The 22,262-nt window shown below is 38.9% G+C and carries 22 protein-coding genes, 1 tRNA gene and 1 pseudogene; 11 read left to right on the forward strand and 13 right to left on the reverse strand.

Features of this window, described 5'->3' with window-relative positions:
• Positions 1–10 precede the first annotated feature (10 nt).
• Positions 11–997 carry a thioredoxin family protein gene (locus AL038_RS05060; protein WP_062149925.1) on the forward strand — a complete coding sequence of 329 codons (987 nt, stop codon included), beginning with the start codon at positions 11–13 and terminating at the stop codon, positions 995–997.
• A 76-nt stretch (positions 998–1,073) separates the two neighbouring features.
• Here the strand turns inward: AL038_RS05060 and pqqB are convergent, their stop codons facing one another.
• The 4 genes from pqqB to AL038_RS05080 form a co-directional block, all read right to left on the reverse strand.
• Positions 1,074–1,988, reverse strand: a complete 915-nt coding sequence (gene pqqB, locus AL038_RS05065) for a pyrroloquinoline quinone biosynthesis protein PqqB (protein WP_062149928.1) — start codon at positions 1,986–1,988, stop codon at positions 1,074–1,076.
• A 104-nt stretch (positions 1,989–2,092) separates the two neighbouring features.
• The gene (gene pqqA, locus AL038_RS18750) at positions 2,093–2,164 is read right to left on the reverse strand and encodes a pyrroloquinoline quinone precursor peptide PqqA (RefSeq protein ID WP_083991600.1); all 72 of its coding nucleotides are present in this window, start codon (positions 2,162–2,164) and stop codon (positions 2,093–2,095) included.
• Positions 2,165–2,477: 313 nt separating this feature from the next.
• Positions 2,478–2,569 (reverse strand) — tRNA-Ser (locus AL038_RS05075).
• A gap of 151 nt (positions 2,570–2,720) precedes the next feature.
• Entirely contained in the window at positions 2,721–3,254 is a 534-nt protein-coding gene (locus AL038_RS05080; RefSeq protein ID WP_062149931.1) for a YfiR family protein, read from the reverse strand.
• A gap of 664 nt (positions 3,255–3,918) precedes the next feature.
• On the opposite strand from AL038_RS05080, the gene AL038_RS05085 reads away from it, so the two are divergent.
• The 3 genes from AL038_RS05085 (at position 3,919) to AL038_RS05095 (ending at position 7,181) form a co-directional block, all read left to right on the forward strand.
• On the forward strand, positions 3,919–4,872 hold the full coding sequence (locus tag AL038_RS05085) for an AAA family ATPase (protein WP_062149934.1): 954 nt from the start codon (positions 3,919–3,921) through the stop codon (positions 4,870–4,872).
• A gap of 400 nt (positions 4,873–5,272) precedes the next feature.
• Positions 5,273–6,568, forward strand: coding sequence for a ribonucleotide-diphosphate reductase subunit beta (locus tag AL038_RS05090; RefSeq protein WP_062149937.1), 1,296 nt, complete (start codon positions 5,273–5,275; stop codon positions 6,566–6,568).
• A gap of 265 nt (positions 6,569–6,833) precedes the next feature.
• Entirely contained in the window at positions 6,834–7,181 is a 348-nt protein-coding gene (locus AL038_RS05095; RefSeq protein WP_062149940.1) for a hypothetical protein, read from the forward strand.
• Positions 7,182–7,501: 320 nt separating this feature from the next.
• On the opposite strand, the gene nadD is transcribed toward AL038_RS05095, so the two are convergent.
• From nadD to AL038_RS05115, 4 genes are all read right to left on the reverse strand, one after another.
• Positions 7,502–8,140, reverse strand: a complete 639-nt coding sequence (gene nadD, locus AL038_RS05100) for a nicotinate-nucleotide adenylyltransferase (protein ID WP_062149943.1) — start codon at positions 8,138–8,140, stop codon at positions 7,502–7,504.
• 21 nt (positions 8,141–8,161) lie between these two features.
• Complete coding sequence (locus tag AL038_RS05105; protein WP_062149946.1) at positions 8,162–9,418, reverse strand: glutamate-5-semialdehyde dehydrogenase; 1,257 nt, start codon at positions 9,416–9,418, stop codon at positions 8,162–8,164.
• Positions 9,419–9,690: 272 nt separating this feature from the next.
• Positions 9,691–10,707, reverse strand: a complete 1,017-nt coding sequence (holA, locus tag AL038_RS05110; RefSeq protein ID WP_062149949.1) for a DNA polymerase III subunit delta — start codon at positions 10,705–10,707, stop codon at positions 9,691–9,693.
• Positions 10,708–10,752: 45 nt separating this feature from the next.
• A complete protein-coding gene (locus AL038_RS05115) occupies positions 10,753–11,007 on the reverse strand; it encodes a DUF6489 family protein (RefSeq protein ID WP_062149952.1) in 255 nt (84 codons plus the stop codon).
• Positions 11,008–11,339: 332 nt separating this feature from the next.
• Between AL038_RS05115 and AL038_RS05120 the strand changes: the two genes are divergently transcribed.
• Positions 11,340–12,746, forward strand: coding sequence for an MASE1 domain-containing protein (locus AL038_RS05120; RefSeq protein ID WP_161575431.1), 1,407 nt, complete (start codon positions 11,340–11,342; stop codon positions 12,744–12,746).
• A gap of 14 nt (positions 12,747–12,760) precedes the next feature.
• Here the strand turns inward: AL038_RS05120 and AL038_RS05125 are convergent.
• A protein-coding gene (locus AL038_RS05125) for an IS5 family transposase (protein ID WP_201800099.1) occupies positions 12,761–13,509 on the reverse strand; the annotation gives its coding sequence in 2 pieces (ribosomal slippage) (positions 12,761–13,095 and positions 13,095–13,509; 750 coding nt in all).
• A gap of 78 nt (positions 13,510–13,587) precedes the next feature.
• Here AL038_RS05125 and AL038_RS18870 point away from each other — a divergent pair.
• The 6 genes and pseudogenes from AL038_RS18870 to AL038_RS05155 form a co-directional block, all read left to right on the forward strand.
• Positions 13,588–14,874, forward strand: a pseudogene (locus AL038_RS18870) (EAL domain-containing protein); the annotation flags it as partial.
• A 61-nt stretch (positions 14,875–14,935) separates the two neighbouring features.
• Complete coding sequence (locus tag AL038_RS05135) at positions 14,936–15,628, forward strand: hypothetical protein (RefSeq protein ID WP_062149961.1); 693 nt, start codon at positions 14,936–14,938, stop codon at positions 15,626–15,628.
• Complete coding sequence (locus AL038_RS05140) at positions 15,625–16,197, forward strand: hypothetical protein (protein WP_145917058.1); 573 nt, start codon at positions 15,625–15,627, stop codon at positions 16,195–16,197. The genes AL038_RS05135 and AL038_RS05140 overlap by 4 nt, the downstream gene beginning before the upstream one ends.
• An 8-nt stretch (positions 16,198–16,205) precedes the next feature.
• Positions 16,206–17,576: a hypothetical protein gene (locus tag AL038_RS05145; RefSeq protein ID WP_062149968.1), complete on the forward strand. Its 1,371-nt coding sequence runs from the start codon at positions 16,206–16,208 to the stop codon at positions 17,574–17,576.
• A complete protein-coding gene (locus AL038_RS05150; RefSeq protein ID WP_145917059.1) occupies positions 17,564–18,271 on the forward strand; it encodes a type II secretion system protein in 708 nt (235 codons plus the stop codon). The genes AL038_RS05145 and AL038_RS05150 overlap by 13 nt, the downstream gene beginning before the upstream one ends.
• The gene (locus tag AL038_RS05155; protein WP_062149974.1) at positions 18,258–18,881 is read left to right on the forward strand and encodes a type II secretion system protein; all 624 of its coding nucleotides are present in this window, start codon (positions 18,258–18,260) and stop codon (positions 18,879–18,881) included. Before AL038_RS05150 ends, AL038_RS05155 begins: the two co-directional genes overlap by 14 nt.
• On the opposite strand, the gene AL038_RS05160 is transcribed toward AL038_RS05155, so the two are convergent.
• The 4 genes from AL038_RS05160 to AL038_RS05175 all read right to left on the reverse strand — a co-directional run bounded on the left by AL038_RS05160 (position 18,878) and on the right by AL038_RS05175 (position 22,134).
• Positions 18,878–19,294 carry a response regulator gene (locus AL038_RS05160; protein ID WP_062149977.1) on the reverse strand — a complete coding sequence of 139 codons (417 nt, stop codon included), beginning with the start codon at positions 19,292–19,294 and terminating at the stop codon, positions 18,878–18,880. The genes AL038_RS05155 and AL038_RS05160 overlap by 4 nt on opposite strands.
• 31 nt (positions 19,295–19,325) lie before the next feature.
• Entirely contained in the window at positions 19,326–21,107 is a 1,782-nt protein-coding gene (locus AL038_RS05165; protein ID WP_062149980.1) for a response regulator, read from the reverse strand.
• Between the two features lie 78 nt (positions 21,108–21,185).
• The gene (locus tag AL038_RS05170; protein WP_062149983.1) at positions 21,186–21,530 is read right to left on the reverse strand and encodes a slr1659 superfamily regulator; all 345 of its coding nucleotides are present in this window, start codon (positions 21,528–21,530) and stop codon (positions 21,186–21,188) included.
• Between the two features lie 28 nt (positions 21,531–21,558).
• A complete protein-coding gene (locus AL038_RS05175; protein WP_062149986.1) occupies positions 21,559–22,134 on the reverse strand; it encodes a slr1658 family protein in 576 nt (191 codons plus the stop codon).
• Positions 22,135–22,262: the final 128 nt, after the last annotated feature.

Genomic DNA, 22,262 nt, shown 5'->3' on the forward strand with positions numbered 1-22,262 from the left:
GGAACATATTGTGAAAATCATTTTTCTGAGTGTGTTTTTATGGTTATGTAGTGCAGCAAGTATGGCTGAATCCCTGTTTTTTCAGGATGAGCCTTCATTGGTAAATGCCTTAAAAACGGTACAAACCACTCAGAAAAAAGGGGTATTTCTCTTTATTGAATCTGCTGCCCATTGTCCGCTGTGTAACTATATGCAGGCTATTGTTTTTCCAGAAAAAACTGTTACTGATTTTTATCAGCAACATTTCGTGAGCGTATTACTGAATGCGGATAGTCAAACAGCAATAATTGACTTTTCAGGAAAATCCAGCACTCAACAAATCCTTACTAAACAATTAAATATAGAAAATAAACCGTTACCCCTTGCGCTATTTTTTAATCCACAAGGGGATTTACTTTATACTTTTCAAGGTATCAGTCAACAACCTGAGGAATTTCTTTGGTTAGGGGAATATATCAGTACGGAAGCGTATCAACAGTATTCTTTCACCGATTATAAACAAGCCCGCTATGCGAGCAATCCACCAAAAAAAGTAGATAGCCAAGCCTTTTTTGATGTGACTTTTGGCGATTTGCAAGCAGAGTTAGAAACAGCTAAAAAACAGGGAAAGCAAGGGATTATGCTGTTTTTTGAGATGGATGGCTGTCCTTTTTGTAAGCGAATGCGTGAAACGATTTTTACTCAAGCCACCGTACAGGCTTTTTATAAAAAACACTTTTTAATTTTCCCGATTGATATTTTGGGCGATATAGAACTAACCGATTTTCAAGGTAATCTTGTCAGCAGTAAGGTGTTTAGCCAAACAACAAATCGAGTTCGCAGTACACCTGTTATCATTTTTTATAGCGTAGAGGGTGAGCCGTTATATCGATTTATGGGCATAACAGAAGATGCACAAACGTTTTTATGGCTAGCCGATTATGTATTGTCGGGTGAGTATCAACGTCAACCCTTTAAAGCTTATCAACAAGTTAGACGTAAAATGTCTTCTGAATAATAGGGTTAAACCAATTATAAAAGCAGTACGGATAACACCCCTTATTAGCAGTGGTATCCGTTAGTTTGCCTTAGCCTTATAAAATAATATCCATCCCATCTTCAGCAACTTCAATATGATGTGCGGTTAGTTCCGCCCGTTCTGCTGAGTCTTCGATTAAAATTGGATTGGTATTATTGATGTGAATTAAAATCTTACGGGGTTTTGATAGGGTATCTAAAAAGGCTATCATGCCATCTTCACCCGATTGGGGTAAATGTCCAATTTCCCGCGCGCGTTTTGTAGCAACCCCTGTATGGATTAATTCGTCTTCGTGCCAAAATGTTCCATCAACCAAGACACAATCTGTTTTTTGCAAATAAGGCAGTACATGCGCCTCAATCGCACCCAGTCCCGGTGCATAAAACACGCTTTTCTGGGTTTGCAAGTCTTCAATATAAACCCCAATATTATCACCAAGATGTGGTTGGTCACGGTGGGGTGAGTAAGGCGGAGCTTTACTGGATAAGGCAATCGCGGTAAAGCGTAAATGGTTAATCTCAGGAATAGTAAAGGATTGTTCATCAATCGGAACAGTATGGCGATTAACGCCGCCATTCCAATGCGTTAGCATATTAAAAATAGGAAATCCTGTCGTTAAATCCTGATAAACCATATCGGTACAATAAACGTTTAACGGCATTCCCTCGCGCAACATTAATAAACCCGTTGTGTGGTCTATTTGGCTGTCAACAAAAATAATCGCGCTAATCCCTGTATCTCTTAATGTTCTTGCTGGCTGAATGTCAGGAAAGCTTAGGAGTTGTGCGCGAATATCAGGCGAGGTATTGAATAATACCCAGTGTTCATTATCGGTACTCACCGCAATAGAGGATTGAGTACGTGGTTTTGCGTGTAGTGTTCCTTCTCGTACACCTTTAGAATTCTTATAGTTACAATTCCATTGTGGAAAACCACCACCCGCAGCAGAGCCTAGAATGTGTATGCGCATAAGTTGAGTTTGCTATGTTGTGAGAGCTGCTTGCAGCAAAAAGAAGGGTGTTTCTAGCGGGGAATCCGTGCATATCAGGTGATATACACGGTTACAGACGATTATTAACGGTTGGCAATATACATGGTTACTTCAAAGCCAAAACGCATTTCGGTATAAGCAGGTTTTGTCCACATAGTAAATTCCTCCAGTAGGGTTTACAAAATTAACGTTTTCGGAAATAAGCATTATTCCCGTGTGTCATTATTAGCAGAATATATGCCAGTCTTTTGCTGACTTATAATACATTGATTTATCTGCTACAGTTTTAAGTATGATGCTTTTTTCAGCGTTTTTTGCGGATGAATTCACAAAATGTGGCTGTAAAGAAACAAATGACGTAAACAAACTGTGTCAAAAGTATAAGGGATAGGTTGTTATTAGCCAAGTATTAAAAAAGGAGGGGTATAGATAAAAGTGCTAAGTGAGGAGATTTAATGATGAAACAAATGGCGGAAAGGGTGGGATTCGAACCCACGGAAGGCTTTAAGTCCTTCAACGGTTTTCAAGACCGTCGCATTCAACCGCTCTGCCACCTTTCCAAAAACGATATTGAACGCGCATTATCGCGTAATTATAGCGAGAGTTCAAGACCCGCTCCAAATTTTCAGATAAATACGCTAAAACCCTGTATTCAGTATAGGTTTATCTTTACAATTGCATTTGTAAACAGGGGAATTATTTAGTTTTTTCTTATGGTGTCACTATATCCCCAACGCGTAAAAGATTTGCGTCAATACGTAAACCGACCCCTTTTGAGAGGTCGGGGTTAATAAAAAAACGGACCTTGTTATCGCGGATATAAAATTCAATCATACCACCTAAATGAATAAAATCTTTAATATCACTAACGGTAAGAATGGGGGAATGTTGAATAAGGGTTAAAATACTGTCCAGTTCGGCTGATTCTGATTTAGCAATAAAAAGAATATGACAACCGAGTATATTTTTTTGTTGATTGATATATAAGGCTTCAATGGGTAATCCGTTGACTGTTTCATTGGCAACCGCTAAGTCTAGCGATTTTCCAAATGGATTTTCACCAAAAACACAGATTTTAAAGGTGTTTGTCGTCAGTGCCTCAGTTGTCCACTCTATAAAGCTACTGTAACGGAAGAGGTACATGGCTTTTAGCTGTGATTCACTTAGACTGAGGTCACCCGCGTAAAGCATATTTGTATAGCTCAAACACAATAGCAGGATAGAAAAATAATGCTTATGTAACACTAAGAGCATCCTCTTTAAAAGCAGGGGATAGGAAAGTAAGTGGTTTTATTACGGTATTCTATTTTTATGCAGAATAACAATATTTTATTAGTGGTGCTAAACAATGATGGAATACTCTTTCTCTAAATTCTATTCATAACTGGATATAGAACATAAAAAATTGCAACCATTTGTTTGGCGCATTAGTTGAGCAGCCTTATTATTGACATTTAATAATGTATCCGTATAGGTTACGCAATGAAATATAACCAAAGTCATTATTTTGTAAAAAATAAAAGATGAATGGTACAGTAACAGCATTAGAGAAAATGAGTCCTTATTCAAATAGTCTGAACGATGCAGCGTGAGCAATTGTCATATTGCTTTGATGCCATGCGTTATCAATTCAAAAATAGCGATAACTGGGCTGACCTTCCTAAAAGACTTTCTATTTTTCACCGGTATTATTGATGAACTAAGGGAAGACAAATTTTGTGCCAGTTAAAACGATAATGCTTTAGAAAATTCCACACGGGTTCGGTATAGACAACCCAAAAAATAATCGGCTAAAACGCAACACAAGTGTTTTAATTTTCCCCTCTCATTCCTATTTACTCTATATGATGCTTTAAAAATCTTTGCATAAAACGTGTTTTTTCACATATTACTGCTACGAGCTTCTTGTATGACTTCAAACTCACCGAAAACTGCTTTACCCGTTGCACACTATCAATCTTTATTAGACAAAGTTATTCAACAAATTAACCAAATTATTTTAGGAAAAGAACAACAAATTCGCTTAGTACTAACCTGTTTAATGGCTAAAGGACATGTCTTATTAGAAGATGTGCCGGGTGTTGGTAAAACCACACTGGCACATGTCTTGGCGAAAAGTTTAGGATTAAATTTTCAACGCATTCAATTTACAAGTGATTTATTACCAGCCGATATTATTGGCGTATCCATTTACAACAAAGAATCAGAACAATTTCAATTTCATATTGGCCCTGTTTTTACCCAGATGTTATTAGCAGATGAAGTCAACCGTGCTACCCCTAAAACACAAAGTGCTTTACTTGAAGCAATGGAAGAACAACAAGTTACCGTAGAAGGGGAAACACATCCGTTGCCGATTCCCTTTTTTGTACTCGCTACTCAAAATCCCTTACATCAAATCGGTACATTTCCCCTCCCTGAATCACAGCTTGACCGTTTTATGATGCGTTTAGAATTAGGTTATCCTGATAAAGAGGCTGAACGGGCATTATTAAAAGGGCGTGACCGCCGTGAGATGATTGACGATTTACCCGCAGCACTGGATATACAAGATATTTTAGACCTTCAAAAAGCCGTGCCACAGGTACACATTTCTGACGCACTGATTGATTACATACAAGCTATTTTAGAATTCACTCGCCAATCTGCCCGTTATCGTTTAGGACTATCACCCCGTGCGGGACTTACCCTTGTTCATAGTGCGCAAGCATGGGCATTAATGCATGGGCGTGATCATGTATTACCCGATGATGTACAAGCGGTTTTAGGGGGCGTTATTGGGCATCGCCTAATGAGTGGATCGGAAGAACAAGGGATGCAAGGGTTAATTGAACATCTTATTGAATCTGTTCCCATTCCATAAATAAAATGACTATTTTTGGCAAATTCCCCCATCCCTTCCGCCAATAAACTGCGTGCAAAAAATAAAGAAAGACAATGGATAGCACCAGTTTAAGCGGTGCTATCCGCGCAATGCCCATCTATCAATTTAGTAAACATTGTATTTATCAAACCTAATTGCTTTTTTAGCATGTCTCATTTCCCCTCTAATTTAGCCCTTCTACAGAACCGCTAAAATGACAGAATCGTGACAATTCGCCTGTTTATCTAGGTATCCCCACCATTGAAAAAAACAAGTTTTAGAAATGTATCAAACCGTTATAATACTGATAATTTATACATATAAAGTGGATTAAAGGCATTGGCATAACCTCTGCTATGTCGCTATTGTGTAAACCATTCAGCAGGAGAATTTTAAGCAAATGTTAGATTTTGACGAACCCAGCAACGGTGACGAATCCCCACTGTTACGCAAATTAAGTGTTGCTCACAGCAAAACGGCCTACAAAAATAATAGCTTTTCTGGCATAGCAGAATCCCGCCAGACGGCGGATTACAAAGCGACTAAACCCGTGATGACGGCGAGTAAATCTATGGGCAAAGAATCTGCCATTGAAGAAATAACACCCACTACCGAAAAACATCGGGTTATTTTCCCTATGTCTGCAAGCCTTGCACCCGTGAGTATAGGAGCGCGCCGCCCTGATGCGGACAGCGTGAAAATCATAGGCGGTCAAGGTTATGACGTGCGTCAACCCGTACCGTTAAAATACCCCAATATCAGACAGCACTTTCTAAATGCCCGTAATAATTTTTGGACACCTAACGACATTGCAATGGGTGACGATAAAATGCAATGGAATACGGGAAAATTGACGGAAGAAGAAACGTGGATGTTCAAGTGCAACATCTCCTATTTGACCGCCTCAGATAATCTAGTACCCGATAATTTAGACAATGCGATTCTTGCGCAAATTACAGCGAATGAAATGCGGCAATACTTGCGTTGGCAGATGGCAGAAGAAGCGAATCACATTGAATCCTATTTCTTTATATTAGAGTCATTCGGTTTAGATGTAGAAGGACAAGGGCAAATATTCAATTTATACCAACAAGTACCTGAATTAACAGCTAAGTTGAATTGGAATTTAACCTTTACGAATAACGTGGTTAGTTGTGGCGCACCCTTTGGTTCACCTGAAGCGAACCGCGCATTATTAGAAGATTTAATCAGTTACTACATTTTTGAATACTTATTTTTCCCGTTAGGCTTCTCACAAGTATTCGCCTTAGCCCGTCAAGGTAAACTCAGAAACACCGCGCAACAATACCAATATATTTGGCGTGATGAAAACCTACATGCCATTAACGGACGCTGGTTAATCCGACAAATCATCAAAGAAAACCCAGCATTATGGGATAAGTCTATGCGTGAGCGCGCCCGTGCTATTATCAATGAAGCGGTGATATTAGAAACGAACTTTGGCAAAGCAACCATGCCAAATGGCGGTATTCCCGGATTATCCTTAAAGTCCTATACCGACTACGCCCGCCTAATGGCAAACAATATTTGCCAAGCACTGGGATTAGAATTGCTCTTTGATATTAAAGAACATCCTATGGCGTGGTTGTCTGAGTATGAAATGAAACAGGAAGTCAATTTTTTTGAGGGGCGGGTACGCGATTATAGAGTTGGCAGTGATTTAAAGTGGGAATAATATGTAATTAACCTAAAATAATCCCTTTTCACTATAAAAGTACCTGTTAGTGTTTACCATCTAACAGGTACTTTTTACTTACCTACTCCACTAGCCCGTGTTCATCAGCTATTTTAAAAAATAAAAAAGCAATACTGTGTTGCACGCATATCTTAAAAATCATCATTACTCTATTATTAGAACCAGTGTAAGAGCAGGATTCTCTAGCACAGGCTTAGTAATAACGCCCCCTTAAGTTATTACGTTTCTTTTTTGAGTAATTAACATGAATATCAAAAAATTAGCTGCACTTGTTTGTTTATTACCGCTTGCATTATCTGCACAACTTGCCTTTGCCGTACAATACACAATCACGAATGATTCAGGTGTGGTTATTGACGAATTGTATCTTGCTGCCAGCGAAACCAAAGATTGGGGGCATGATATTTTAGGACAAGATACATTGGATAACGGTGCAACGGTGGAAATTTTATTTGATCACGATGATGATCGTTGCATGTGGGATTTAGCCATTAAAGATACTGCTGGCAATCAAATTATGTGGTACAACTTTGATTTATGTAAATACAGTAAGTTGACGTTAAAACCCGATGGTGTCGCTAGTTACGAGTAATTTAGTTCGTGTTCTAGTAAAAAACCTCGTCATGCAAATGGCGAGGTTTTTTATTGTCCAGATGATGCTAACACGGTGAAACGCATCGGTGAGCCGTTAAATATAGTAACCATATTTTAAAAAGAGGATAAGAAATGACCTATTCAACAGATTTCCGTAAAAAAGTATTGCTCGTTACCAAGTTTCACTTGGTAATGCCTATTCGCCAAGCGGAGCTTGCAAGGCAGGCATTACCAAGCAGAGCTTGGTAACGAGCAAATTCCAACACGGTGAAACGCATTAGTGAACCGTTAAATAATGCGCTACTGAATGTAAGTTACTTAACGATAAAGTTGATATTGCTGAATAATTTCTAACACTGGTAAGGGGATTAAATAACTAGGGTCACGTCCTTGAGCAACTAAGGTGCGTATTTGTGTTGCCGAAATGGTTAATGCAGGAATTTCTTCTACCAAAATTTTACCCGCCAAACGCGTATGAATATCTACCGTATTATTAACCTGATGGGTTACAAGAAAATCGTGCATACGGTGTGACATGGGCAATAACGTACCGGGACGGCGCACGACAACCAAGTGAGCCAATTCAATTATTGATTCCCATGCCTGCCAAGTCGGCAATCCAATAAACGCATCCATCCCAAGAATCAAACACAAAGGATTATTCGGATATTCATTACGTAAGCTACGTAATGTATCTACTGTATAAGAGAAGCCTTGTCGTTTTAACTCTCTATCATCCGCAATTAACCCGCTAACACCCGCAACGGCTGCTTGTACCATCGCAAAACGTAATTCAGCACCAACCGTTGGTTTTTCTCGGTGCGGTGGATTCGCCGCAGGTACTAGATGTACTTGCGCAAAAGACAATCGTTCATACAATTCTAACGCTAAACGCAAATGTCCATGATGAATAGGGTTAAATGTTCCCCCTAACATGCCAACTGGTCGTGCTGTCATACAAATCAACTCATTAATCTGTTATAGACGAATATGCCCATCGCCGAAAACAATATATTTTTGTGAGGTTAAGCCCTCTAGTCCAACAGGACCACGTGCATGAAATTTATCTGTGCTGATACCAATTTCTGCACCTAATCCATATTCAAAGCCATCCGCAAAACGGGTAGATGCGTTAATTATCACGGAACTAGAATCAACCTCACGGAGAAAACGCTGTGCTTTTGTCCAGTTTTCCGTCACGATGGCATCGGTATGTTGCGAACTATATTGGCGAATATGCGCCAGCGCGCTATCAATATTAGGCACAATACGGATTGATAAAATAGGCGCGAGATATTCCGTATGCCAATCTTCTTCCGTTGCGGGAGTGATACCCGTTATTAAGGCTTGTGTCGCAGGGCAACCGCGCAATTCGACACCTGATGCCAAATATTTTTCTGCCAATAATGGCAAAACCCGTTGTGCAATCCGTTCTGCAACCAGCAAGGTTTCCATCGTGTTACAAGTTCCATAACGATGCGTTTTTGCGTTATATGCAATAGCAACAGCTTTATCTATATCCGCTTCATCATCAATATACACATGGCAAATACCATCTAAATGTTTGATAACAGGCACACGGGCTTCTTGACTAATCCGTTCAATAAGGCTTTTTCCGCCACGTGGAATAATCACATCCACATATTGCGTCATTTTAATCAACTCGCCAACGGCTGCACGATCTGTTGTTTCTATGACTTGCACAGCCGTGCGGGGTAAATTCGCCACGACCAACCCCGCATGAATACACTGTGCAATAGCCTGATTAGAATGCGCCGCCTCAGAACCACCGCGTAAAATGGTTGCATTGCCCGATTTTAAACAAAGAGAAGCAGCATCAAGCGTCACATTGGGACGGGATTCATAAATCATCCCAACGACTCCCAATGGCACACGCATTTTGCCAACTTGTATGCCCGTAGGACGATAGTGCATATTGCTGATTTCCCCAATGGGGTCAGGCAGGGCAATGATTTGTTGTACGCCTTCAATCATGGACGCAATACGAGCGGGATTAATGGTTAAACGTTCTAATAATGCACTGTCTAACCCTTTTTCTTGCCCATTCGCTACGTCTTTTTCATTAGCAGAAAGCAATTGGTCTTGCCGTTTTTCTATTTGTTCTGCAATCATCGCTAACGCTTGATTTTTCATCGCAGTGCTGGCTTTTGCCAAAAAAACTGAAGCATCGCGTGCTTGTTCACCAATGCGTAACATATCCGCTTGTAAGCTCATACAATTTCCTCAAACAACCCTATAAAACTAATCTATGATGTAAAAGATTGCCTAAATTAACCTGAGTTCGGGATAAGAAATTCTCGTTCCCACGCTCTGGCGTGGGAACGAGATAAACCAATTAAATTTATTAATTTTTCCCTATTTCTTATCCCGAACTCAGGTTAAATTAGAACCCGCAGAACAACAAGAAGACGGATACCACCGCTTAAAGTGATGGTATCCATTCTGCTCTTGCGTTTATTCTGGAAATTCTGCTTCAGATAACTTTTTTATAACGTAACACCTGATATTTGCACGCTTAAACGCAATAATTCATCCCACACATTACCCACGGCTGCCCCTTTAATCATACGGTCTATCATGACACTCTGTTGCAAAAAACGTTGCCATTTCTTTACTGAATAGCGTTTTGTTGCTTTTTGTATTATTGCTTGTCGTTGTTGCCAAACACGAAAGGTGCGAAAAACTTGGTCTGCCCGTTGTCCACTTTGTAGCGCGTAACTAACTTGACATAAAAGACGAATATCTTTATTCAACGCCCATAAAATCAACACAGGGTCATAACCTTCTGCTTTCAACCCTTGTAACTGTCGCACACAACGGGCTGTTTCCCCATTCAGTACCGTATCGACCCAGTCAAAGATTTCAAACCGCGCACTGTCAGCAACGGCATCCATTACTTGTTCAACATCAATAATCTGCCCTTGTCCATGTAATAGCTTTAATTTTTCGATTTCTTGCGCACAAGCTAATAAATGTCCTTCTGAACGTTCCGCAATCATTTGAATGGCATCACTTGTTGCTTGCAATCCACAAGCACTTAAGCGTTGATTTATCCAAGCGGGTAACTCTGCTAATTCTAAGGGGAAAACTTGCACAATAACGCTTTTTTCCTCAACGGCTGTAAACCACTTCGTTTTTTGCTTTTGACTATCCAATTTGTCCGCGGTCATCAGTAAAACGGTATCTGGTGGAAGATTAGCTAAATAGCTGCTTAAGGCTTTTGTGCCTGCATCATTTGGCGTTTTACTGCCCATTTGCACTTCTAACAATCGCCGTGTTGCAAATAAAGATAAACTGCTGGCTTCTTGTTCAAGATTTTTCCAATCAAACCCTGTATCTACAACCATCACAACCCGTTCACTAAATCCTTGCTGGCGGGCAAATTGACGCAATAAATCGCTACATTCCATTAACTGCAAGGGTTCATCCCCTGTAATTAAATAAACGGCAGAAAGACCTTGTTTTTGCAAATGATTGGTAAGCTGGGAGGGTTTAATACGCATACAGTTTACAGACTATAGAAAATAATGGCTAAACACTTGCTTAATCTAGTCTTTTTTATCATGACTGGAAGACACACCCATCATAGCTTGCCAAAAGGTTTTTTGTAGCGTACTTAATGATTGTAAATGTTCTGGTAAAAAAGGTTTCATTAACGTTGCGGGGTCAAAACCATCCATTCCTGCAGACATATTTTTACGAATAATTTCCAACATTTCATTTTGCAAAGGTTCAAGATCAGGCAAGCCAAAAAAACTTCTTAATTCTTGAGGGGTCGCTTCAACATCTACTTTAATTTTCATGATTATTGACTCTGGTTAGTTGTATTTTATTTGCTAGTAATGGGCATAAAAACTAATGAGCAGTGTACCGTTTTAAGGAAAAATATGTAATGGGTTGATGGGCAACAATCACCCAAAAAAGCTCAAAAGTGGTGCATTTTGGTATAAAAATTGCGCTATTCTTGGACAAATTCGGAACTGTATCAATCTACACATCTGAACGTAATATAGTGACAACATATCAAAACGGGTGGAGATGCGAGTAATATACTTAGCTTCTTGCTTATTAACAGCTATCGCTTTATGCTTAAGTGCAGACGATACGCTTAATTTAACTTAATAAAATTAAAAAGATGCATAAATACTCCTCAACTGCCTTACATGAAAAATGGAATAGTGGGCTTGCTTACTTGTTCCAAATTATTTTACTCGCAGCGGTTTATTTTGCAGCGGCACATGTAGGCTTTTTTCTTGGCATATTAAAAGGAGTAATGCCTGTCTTTTTACCCGCAGGTATTGCATTAGCAGCATTGTGGTTGTTTGGAATTCGTTTGTGGCCTGGCATTATTTTAGGGTTATTTCTAACCAAATTTGATGGATTGCGTGCATACGAACTGTCGATTTTTTCTATCCTCTTTTTTCAAGCAATTGGTGCAACAATCCAAGCCGTTTTAAGTGTTTGGCTACTGAAATATTTTGATTTTCATGATAAGTTTAATCGTGTCCGTGATGTGTTCAGTTTCGGCACAGTTACTTTTTTTATCGCGCCGCTGATTGGCTCTGCTATTTATGCAATTGCCTTTTATATTCAAGAATTTCCCTTTATTGGTGGGTTATTTCAAAACCCCTCCCAATTTTTAAGTTATCGTGACCAAATCGTCATAACAACCGTTCTAAACGATGGTATTGGAATGTTTGTTATGACAGCAACGCTGCTGGTATGGCGACAATTACCTGATAATTTATCTAGTTATTTAACTCCCCAACGTTGTTTTGAAGCCCTTTTACTTTTAAGCATTCTCGTTAGCGTCTGTGTGTTAAGTTTAGATGTTGAACAAGCACAACAACGTCAATTATTTTTATACATGATTTTGCCCTTTGTGATTTGGGCGGCAACCCGTTTTGAACAACACGGTGCAACCCTTGCCGCATCACTTGTCGCATCTATGTTACTTGTGGGTAGCTTAGAGTTAGAAAAAGCCCCTGGATACCGCGACATGGTGTATTTATTCTCAGAAATCAGCTTTATTGGAATCACAGCATTTACAGGATTTATTGTGGCTGTTGCATTTAGTGAGCGACGATTAGCCATTGAAAATGCACAACGAGAACGTGATTGGGCTATTACAACCCTACATTCTATTGGGGATGCGGTTATCACAACTGACCAACATGCACGCGTAACATTTATTAATCCGCAAGCTGAAGAGCTGTTAAGCTGGGCGCATAAACAAATTATTAATCGGCATATTTCAGAAGTATTTCAAGTACGTGCCTTAGACGAGTTGGGTGGAAAACAAGAAAATCCTGTAGAACGCTGTTTACGCGGTGTGCATACCCCCCCCCATCGGAGTTTTTTAACGAATCGGCTCAATGAAGAAATTATTATTGAAAATTCCGTTTCCCCTATTCGTGATCAATATGGACGACATGTTGAAGGTGTTGTCATTGTTTTTCATGATGTTTCTAAAGAGCGACATTTACGCGAATTGTCTTCTGTACAAAGTAATCAAGATACCTTAGAGCCTGTCATCAAATAAGAAGGGTTAAAGGTTCAAGCTAAAAGAATCAAGGTAGAAGCCAAATAAACCCCACTTAAGAAATTCCTAGCGCGTTTATCATATCGTGTAGCTATAGCGCGGTATTGCTTTAATTTACCAAAGAAATGCTCGATTAAATAACGTGCCTTATAAAGGACTTTATCATAATAAGGTGGATTTAAACGATTTTTCCTGAACGGAATCACAGGTTCTATGCCTTGCTGTTTTAAAACATCTCTAACCCGTTCATCTGCATCATAAGCCTTATCAGCCAATAAAGCGTTTGCCTTTATCTGAGGAATAAGAGCATCAGCCCCCTCAAGGTCGCTTGCCTGTCCCGCAGTCAAAAAAAAAGGGTCGGATTGCCCAGTGCGTCAACAACGGAGTTAATCTTGGTACTTAAACCCCCTGCGCTACGTCCAATGGCTTCATCTGCGCCACCACCACTACTATGTTGATGCGCTCTAACTATTGTGCTGTCTATCATGGCATATTCATTATCGGCATCGGCACTTAGTATCTTGAAAACACGTTCCCAGACACCTTTCTTAGACCAACGACTGAAGCGGGTATGGACGACACGGAAATCACCAAAGCGTTCGGGGAGGTCGCGCCAAGGAATGCCACTGCGATAACGGAATAGAACAGCATCAATAAACAAGCGGTTATCTTTAGCCGTCATCCCGACATGTCCTTTACGCCCAGGGAGTAGCGGTTCTAGTTTTGACCATTGTTCATCGGTTAAGGCATAGCGACGACTCATTGTTTTATCCTTGGCGATATCTGGGTATATGATTATAATATAACATTTTTTACTATTTGATGACACGCCCTAACAGGACTTTTTAACCGTCAAGAATTTGAATATCGCTTGAGTGCGCTTGTTACACAAGCAAAAACTGAAAGCACTTCACATACTTTCTTATACTTAGATATAGATCAGTTCACACAATTAATTGAAATATATGGGCAACCTGCGGCTGATATATTACTGCAACAATTTGCAACGGCATTACAAAAACGAATTCGCAACGGTGATATTTTTGCACGGATAACCCGTGACCAATTTGCTATCTTATTGAAAAATTGTCCGATTGAATGGGCTGAAAATGTTGCCGATTCGTTTTTAAAAGAAATTCGTGAATGTCGTTTTATTTTAGATGATAAGCCATTAAGTCTTACGGCCAGCATTGGCGCGATTACTATTAATGCGCAAACGGAAAAAAATCCTACTGCATTGATTGAGCGCGCAGAACTTGCTTGCTACGCGGCAAAAGAAGAAGGCTCAAACCGTGTGTATGTACATATTGGCAGTGACCAAAAATTGCGCAGCTTACGCCAACATGAAACACAATGGTCAAATCAGGTACGACGGGCGATTGCTGAAAATCAATTACAACTATATAGCCAACAAATTACACCGATTGACCATTCCATCAGTAACGGCTCTTGCTATGAAATATTAGTACGGTTACGCACAGACAAGAATGAATTGATATTACCCCAACAATTTTTACCCGTTGCAGAACGCTATAGTTTTATGGGACATGTTGACCGTTGGGTGATTAGCCAAGTTTTTGCCCATTTAGCAGAACGTCCTTTAGATAGAGTAGATGATGAATATATAGGCATTAACTTGTCGATTATGACATTGAATGACAATAGTTTTATACATTTTATGCAGGAACAATTAACCCATTTAACTGTTGCACCTGCAACCATCTGTTTCGAATTGAATGAAATGGAGATTTTGACAACACTGGATAAATCCAGCTATTTTATTCAAACCTTGCATGAAATGGGATTTAGTTTTGCCCTAGACCGTTTTGGCAGTGGTATTGCCTCATTTGACTATTTAAAGCGACAACTCCCTGTACAATATCTAAAATTAGATGGCAGATTAATCAAAAATATGGAGTCTGATATGTTGGCACGGCATATTATTAAAGCCATTGCCCAAATTGCCCAAACAATGGGGATTAAAACTATCGCCCCTTATGTAGAAAATGATGTTTTATTACAACTGATTAGCGCGACCAGTGTCGACTATCTTCAAGGGTTCGCCATCGCTAAACCTGAGCCGTTGAAAATATATGCGATTTCTAATATAACCAGTAAAATTATGTAAAAACGCAAGCAAGCATTTTTTGCTTTATATTTTATGATTCGTAATCAATTCAACTTATAATATGGCTTTCTCTTTTTCTGCTTCGTCTCGTCGTGATTGGTCAATATTACATGTTGCCTTGATTGTATTTGGAATCGGTTTATGTATCAGTGTTGCCATGTTACTCAGTTGTTATTGGTATTTACAGTCAGTAACAGTACAACTTAACAAGGAAAAGCATGGGCTTGCTGTAACAAAAGAAACTCGTGACACACTAGCCAATACCCTTAATCAGCTTCAACCTGAAGATTATCAATTTTTTAATCAGCTCACGACTGCAAAATTTTACGAGATAAAAGCACAAGCCAATAGTGAAGAGATTCAAATTCAATCATTGTTATTAAACTCCCAGTTTAATGAACATATTCAAGGTTTAATCGGTAAAATCCAAGATGTTCAAGGAACAATTAAAAATACAGAAGCGGTTCCTTATTCCCCTCTTTTTTTAAAACCACCAAAAGATAAAAAAGATTTTTTTCTCTTTAAAACCCGTTATACCCTCAATATAAACATAATCCATGAGCTTGATCTGCTAGACTTATTAGAGCAGATACAACAAGATGTTCCTACAGGATTATTTAATTTAGCGGGTTGTCAAATAAATCGGCTGGTTACAAATCCACAGATTGATTACCCTTTAAAAGCAAATTTTACCGCAACTTGTGTTATGTATTGGTACACCCTGTATATTGAACGGGAAAAAGGGGATTTATGATGCGTTATTTCTCATTAGCTATTTTGGCTATTTTTTTTACTTCCCCTGTTTTTGCCACAGAAAAACTATTGCGTTTATTTACTACGGCTGAGGAACGACAGGCATTAAATCATGTTCGTGAACATCCAGAACCCTTTTTACAACAAAAGATTATTGATGATAAAGAGCAGACCGAATTGCCCCCGCCTGAGATTACTTTTAATGGTTTTGTTAAACGGCATGGCGTGATTACCACAACATGGGTGAATGGTATGACGCTAAAAGTCTTGCCACAGGTAGGATTTACTGCACAACTATCCACAACACAAAAACAGCCTGATTTATTGGTTGCGTTACCAAAAGAAAATAATGAAAAACAAATATTTAACTTGAAAGTTGGGCAAGTATTAAATACACAGAAAAACATGGCAACAGAACGTTATTTGCTCACAGATAAATCGTCTGCATCTGTAAGCGATGCGGCTGCTACGCTTAAAAACCATACATCAAATACACCACCGCCTACGAACAATATACAAGCTAACACGAATCCCCCCTCAAATAGCCATTCCATAAAAGCCAAAAAATAGCAGGTGTTATGAATAAATCCCGTCATACCCAAACTGGTGTTGTGTTATTGCTTACCTTATTGTTAATGATTGTGATTGGAACATCTTTTTTTCTCGCCAAATTTAATGCGGTTGATGTACGAATTGCACGACAAGCACAAACGGTTAAAGCCCTAGCACAGGCAAAAGAAGCATTATTGGGGTATGCACTTAGTTATTATGATAGTAAAGATAAACCCGAAGGATTAGGACGGTTTGGGTTTTTGCCTTGTCCTGATACAAATGCAATTAGTGGTGAAGGAACAGACTGTGGTAATTATTCGGGCATACAAAAAGATAGCTCAGAAATAGGTAGGTTTCCTTGGCGCACGTTAGGGATTTCTCCGCTAAGAGATGGTGATGGGGAATGTCTTTGGTATGCCGTGTCTGGTACTTATAAAAACGCAAAAGAGGGTATTAGAACGGCAATGTTAAATGAAGATAGCAATGGTTTTTTTGAAGTCATAACGCCAAATGCTACAACGGGAACAATTGCGACCGACCGTGCAGTTGCCGTCATTATTGCACCACACCGTGCATTGACAGGACAACAAAGAACACCTGTGGCTAGTACAGCTATTTGTGGTGGAAATTATGAGGTTACAAAATATATAGAATCCATCGTGGATGTGGCTAACTTTGCAAAAACAGCCAATAAAATAGAAAAATTTAATGAAGCAGGCAATGATAGGATTATCTATATTACCCGACAGGAATTATTTAATTTAATTCATAAAAGACGTGATTTTAGTAAAACAATGGAATGTTTAACACAAATAGTAACGCAATGTATCGCCATTTATGGCAGAAATAATATGTCAGCTACACCTGATGATAAACGCCTACCCTTTGCTACTCCTATTGATTTATCTAATTTATATGCTGATGATGCAGCCTATCTTGCTCAAAATGAATTATTAAAGGGACGATTACCCAATACAACCAGCATACAGGAATTAATTAAAACTTGTCCATTAGAACAAATTTCACTTTCTACGGTGGATAGTTGTGATAATACGGCGATAAAGCCCAGCAATTTGGTTTTAAACCAAGACCCTGCAAAAACTATTTTTATCACTTTATGGCAAAATTGGAAAGACCATATATTTTATATGGTTGCCGAAAATTATAAACCAACCGCAACGCTGCCTATTCCTCCCTGTGATGCTACAAATTGTATTAACAGTCTTTATGCCGCGAAAATCACTTTTGCAGGTCAATCTTTAACAGGACAAACACGTACAACCGCATTATTAGACGCGATAGATACAAAAAAAGATGTGACTAATTACATAGAGGGAACAAATGATGTCAGTTTTTGTATAAAAGAAGATTTAACTGTTGAAAAATGTTCTCCTTAAGAAATTCATCACCGTGTCAACGAGGATTTACGCTGTTGGAGTTAGCTATTTTCATCGTGGCATTATCTTTTTTATTATCAGGTGTTTTAATGCCCTTGACGGTACAGATACAACAACAACGTATCCGTGAAACACAAAATCGGTTAGAAACCATTCAAGAAGCCTTAATCGGTTTTGTATTGATAAATGGCTATTTTCCTTGTCCTGATACCGATTTTAACGGCATGGAGAATAGAAGTTCAACAGGTTTAACCTGTACAAAAATAGAGGGTTATATTCCCTATGCACAACTGGGTGTTGAGGGAAAAGATGCATGGAATAATCCTATCCGTTTTCGCACCCGTAATCGTTACGCACAAAATAGCGGTATTGATTTTAGTTCGCCCAGTGATTTAGTGATTAGGCGATTAAATAACGAACAACTAACGAACACAACGGATTCTAACGTATTAGCCATTATTTATTCATGTGGTAAAAACGGCAGACCCGATCCTACACCTGAAAGTGATTTAGAAAAAACCAACGATGCTGATGGTATCACTGAAGCAAGTATGACCTGCAAAAATAACGGCAATAATGAAGAAAACTATATTGCAGATAGTTTTAACACAGAATTTGATGATATTGTTATCTGGATTTCAAAGGAAACAATGATTTATCGTCTTACACAGGCGGGAAAATATGGTGCAAAATAAAGAACGAGGCTTCAGCATTCTCGAACTTGCAATGGTTGTATTTATTATCGCACTGTTAGCAGGCAGTTTATTAATCCCCTTAAGTACAAGAATTAATCAGCAATATATTCAAAATACCCAAAAATCCCTAGAAGAAGCAAAAGAGGCTTTATTAGGTTATGCGGTGATTAATGGACGTTTCCCTTGTCCTGCATTAGCCGATGGAAAAGCCAATAGTACATTGTGTAATAGCGAAGGGTTTATCCCTTGGGTTGAATTGGGTGTGGGGCGTTATGATGGGTGGGGTAAAACGTTACGTTATCGTGTAGATAAAACGTTTATGATTGATGAAGCTGAAATAAAAGATAAACAAATGAAAGGCACTAGCGGATTCACTATTAAAACAATAGATAATTCAAGTCTTGCAAGCAGTGACGTGATTGTTGCCATTTTATTTTCAACAGGAAAAAATGGTAAGGCTGACAACACGAATCTAATCGGGGGTAGCAACACGAATTATACGCAAGATACTCAAAATTCTGCACAAAACTTTGACGATATGCTTATTTGGATTTCTAACAGTATGTTAGCCAGTCGCTGGGTGATGAGTGGGCGCACCATTACAGATTAAGCATGTAAATCATGACAACGTGCTGTTGCAAGCTCTAATGCTTGAATTAACAATTCTTTGCGCACAGGTTTAGCAATATAATCATTCATCCCTGCTTCTAAACAGGCTTCTCTATCGCCTTTCATAGCGTTTGCGGTCATAGCAATAATCCATGGTGATTGTGGCGGTAAAAATTCTGTGCGAATTTGGCGGGTTGCCGTCAAACCATCCATTTCTGGCATTTGAATATCCATTAAAACAATATTATAAAAATGCTGCCGCAATGTCGTTAGGGCTTCTAAACCATTATTAACAACATCCGCTTCATAACCCAATTTTTTCAACAATAACAAGGCTACCTTTTGATTAGTTGGGTTATCTTCCACTAATAAAATGCGTAATGCAGTAGCATTTTTTGCTGTTGACTCATTCATTCTCGTTTGCCTGTTTCTAATAAACGGAGCATTACTTTTTGCTTGGGATATTTTGTAAAACCGCTTCTAAGGTTTCTCTGCGAATAGGTTTGCTGATGTAGTCGTTCATTCCTGCGGCCAAACACATTTCACGGTCACCTTGCATAGCATTTGCCGTCATTGCAATCACCCAAGGGCGTTCTTCTGGGGGGAAAGTACCCATAATGTGTTTGGTTGCGGTTAAACCATCCATTTCTGGCATTTGCACATCCATAAAAACGACATCATAAGGTTGTCTTTTTAAGAAAGTCAGCACTTCTATCCCATTATTGGCAATATCTACATCGTAACCCAGTTTTTTCAGCATGATACTAGCGACTTTCTGATTGGTTAAATTATCTTCAGCCAATAAAATCCGTAACTCATTAATAGATGTGGATGTAGGCTGTGGCATTTCAATAATGGTATTAACCGATGATGCTACAATGTCAACTTTAGGTAAAAGTGCTTGTAACAAAACAGAATATAAACGAGCGGGTTTTAATGGTTTGGTCAATGTAGAATAAGTCTGCCCCTCTCTACTGGGTAAATAAGCGGTTGCTAAAACAATAATGGGGCATGTCGCACGTTGATAAATACTACTTAATTTTGTAAGACGAGAAATATCTTCTTCATTAGGCAGATGTACATCTAATAAAATCGCGTGCCATTCTGTATTACTTCTCAATAAATCATGGAATTTTGAAAGTTCTTCTATTTCAACTGTTTCCATCCCCCAGTATTTCACTTGCTTTCTTAACACTTCTCGATTACTGGGATATTGGCTACAAACAAGCAATCGTTTGTTAATCAGCGTGGGGTGCGTGGTATATAAATAAGGATAAGGATTATCTAAGCTGGTTTGTACTTGAATAGTAAAATGAAAAGTAGAGCCATTATTTTCTACGCTTTCTACCCACACATTCCCCCCCATCAATAAACTTAAACTTTTACTAATGGTTAAGCCCAATCCTGTACCGCCATGTTTGCGGGTTGTGGAACTGTCAATTTGAGTAAAGGGTTGAAACAAACGATGCAAGCGTGATGAAGGAATGCCAATGCCTGTATCTTTAATAGCAAAATGAATTGTTTCAGGTGGTGTTAGGTGTTCTTCTGTTGTTTTTATGGGAAATTCATTATTTGGAAAATAAGGCGGAAAATCTGGAATCTCTTTATCAACAATAACTTTTACTTCCCCTGTTTCAGTAAACTTTACAGAATTACTAAGCATATTCAATAAGATTTGACGAATACGTGTCACATCGCCAACCACAATAACGGGGACATCATCACTAATTTGATAAACAAGGTTAAGATTTTTAGTAACCGCAACGCTTGAGACTAACCCGAGCGCGTTTTCTACACATAACCGCAAATCTAAAGGACGACATTCTAATTCCAAGCGTCCTGCTTCAATCTTAGAAAAGTCTAAAATATCATTAATCAGCGTTAAAAGCGTTTCCCCACTGGTACGAATGGTATTGAGATAGTCCAGTTGTTCTGCATTTAAAGCGGTATCTTGCAGAATGGCAGACATGCCTATCACCGCATTTAAAGGCGTGCGGATTTCATGACTCATATTAGCAAGAAACTCAGACTTGGCTCGAGTTGCTTCTTCGGCAACTTCTCGGGCGGCAAGCAGTTCGTTTTCTATTGCATCAGCATGTTCTGTCGTTGTCTCAAGCAGAATTTCTAAATCCACCTTTTGCATTAATAAGTCGGCAATACTATCTTGTAGCCGCTGTACTTCTGCTAATAAGGCTTCTTTAGTCCACTCTTCCACTGTTGTTGACATTCTATCAACTCGTACTGTTAGGTTATTTGATCAATAGCATTGATTATGGATGATGCAATCATGGAGTAAATAAAGTATTTATTCCCACTCCATTAAGAGGCTAGGCATCAAGCGTTGCAAATTTTTTAATGATTTACCTTGCCACGGAATCTTTTTAGAGCCGAGCAATACAACTTGAATATCTGGTTTTTGTCGCATTTTAATCATAAATTTAGAAAGTACGTTAATACCAGAGCTATTTAAAAATTCTAACTGCCGAAGATTTAACGTAATACTCGGTGGATTTTGTGCCGCAACTGCATCTAGTAATTGTACAACAGGGGCATACTCTTCCATTCCACTTAAACGGAAAGACCCTTGACAAACAACAGTGGAATTAACACTGTCATATTCAACACTATAATCACCTGTTTTAATATCCATGAACCTATAAACTCCTCAAACACGTCATTCAAACCGCTAATTCAGCCATTGTGGTAACTGTTACGACACGCGGGTTTTCTGTGGCGGTCTCAAACTTCCATCCCAACGTTGCTCCATAATCATTCATCATGGTCAGTAGCCCTAGCCCTGATGCATCAGTGTCACTTTCCGCGTTTTTTTCTAAGCGGTAAATATACAATTCTTGCGGGTCAGCACTGAGCATTTCCTGAATACGGTGTTGAAAGGCTGTTTGTGTTTCTGGATGAATACTATTAGTTACATAGAATAATATTCGCTCGCTATGCAGTTGTAATTTAATACTAATTGGGTGATTTGTACTATCATTATTGAATTTCATGGCATTTTCCAATAACTCATTGGCAATATAACCCACTGCGCCACGAATATCCGTTTGTCGGTCAAATGTCGTTGGGTCATCATCACTAATTGGAAAAAAAGTTGTTAGATAGTCCGCCAGAAAATCCGCAGATAAACCATTGTTCCGCCAACGTTGTTTTAAAGGTATTGAACTGGGTGAAAAACCCAGTATCAAATACTCCTCACTGCTTTGATTTTCTATAAAATTACCAAATACTTGCCTCATATCCACGAATCCCCTTTCATGATGATGATGGTCTTGCCTGAATATAGTTATCACCTAAGTATTCTAAAATTGACCGAATTTTATTAACAACATTACTTAAAGGGCATTTTGCCTGATTCTCTATCACT

Origin of the sequence: Beggiatoa leptomitoformis, assembly GCF_001305575.3 — a bacterium.
GTDB classification, from domain to species: Bacteria; Pseudomonadota; Gammaproteobacteria; order Beggiatoales; family Beggiatoaceae; genus Beggiatoa; species Beggiatoa leptomitoformis.

Coding starts and splice junctions, on each gene's coding strand:
- pqqB (WP_062149928.1), bottom strand. CDS start 1,988: ATGCGCATACACATTCTAGGCTCTGCTGCGGGTGGTGGTTTTCCACAA.
- AL038_RS05085 (WP_062149934.1), top strand. CDS start 3,919: ATGACTTCAAACTCACCGAAAACTGCTTTACCCGTTGCACACTATCAA.
- AL038_RS05090 (WP_062149937.1), top strand. CDS start 5,273: ATGTTAGATTTTGACGAACCCAGCAACGGTGACGAATCCCCACTGTTA.
- AL038_RS05095 (WP_062149940.1), top strand. CDS start 6,834: ATGAATATCAAAAAATTAGCTGCACTTGTTTGTTTATTACCGCTTGCA.
- nadD (WP_062149943.1), bottom strand. CDS start 8,140: ATGACAGCACGACCAGTTGGCATGTTAGGGGGAACATTTAACCCTATT.
- AL038_RS05105 (WP_062149946.1), bottom strand. CDS start 9,418: ATGAGCTTACAAGCGGATATGTTACGCATTGGTGAACAAGCACGCGAT.
- holA (WP_062149949.1), bottom strand. CDS start 10,707: ATGCGTATTAAACCCTCCCAGCTTACCAATCATTTGCAAAAACAAGGT.
- AL038_RS05115 (WP_062149952.1), bottom strand. CDS start 11,007: ATGAAAATTAAAGTAGATGTTGAAGCGACCCCTCAAGAATTAAGAAGT.
- AL038_RS05120 (WP_161575431.1), top strand. CDS start 11,340: ATGCATAAATACTCCTCAACTGCCTTACATGAAAAATGGAATAGTGGG.
- AL038_RS05135 (WP_062149961.1), top strand. CDS start 14,936: ATGGCTTTCTCTTTTTCTGCTTCGTCTCGTCGTGATTGGTCAATATTA.
- AL038_RS05140 (WP_145917058.1), top strand. CDS start 15,625: ATGATGCGTTATTTCTCATTAGCTATTTTGGCTATTTTTTTTACTTCC.
- AL038_RS05145 (WP_062149968.1), top strand. CDS start 16,206: ATGAATAAATCCCGTCATACCCAAACTGGTGTTGTGTTATTGCTTACC.
- AL038_RS05150 (WP_145917059.1), top strand. CDS start 17,564: ATGTTCTCCTTAAGAAATTCATCACCGTGTCAACGAGGATTTACGCTG.
- AL038_RS05155 (WP_062149974.1), top strand. CDS start 18,258: ATGGTGCAAAATAAAGAACGAGGCTTCAGCATTCTCGAACTTGCAATG.
- AL038_RS05160 (WP_062149977.1), bottom strand. CDS start 19,294: ATGAATGAGTCAACAGCAAAAAATGCTACTGCATTACGCATTTTATTA.
- AL038_RS05165 (WP_062149980.1), bottom strand. CDS start 21,107: ATGTCAACAACAGTGGAAGAGTGGACTAAAGAAGCCTTATTAGCAGAA.
- AL038_RS05170 (WP_062149983.1), bottom strand. CDS start 21,530: ATGGATATTAAAACAGGTGATTATAGTGTTGAATATGACAGTGTTAAT.
- AL038_RS05175 (WP_062149986.1), bottom strand. CDS start 22,134: ATGAGGCAAGTATTTGGTAATTTTATAGAAAATCAAAGCAGTGAGGAG.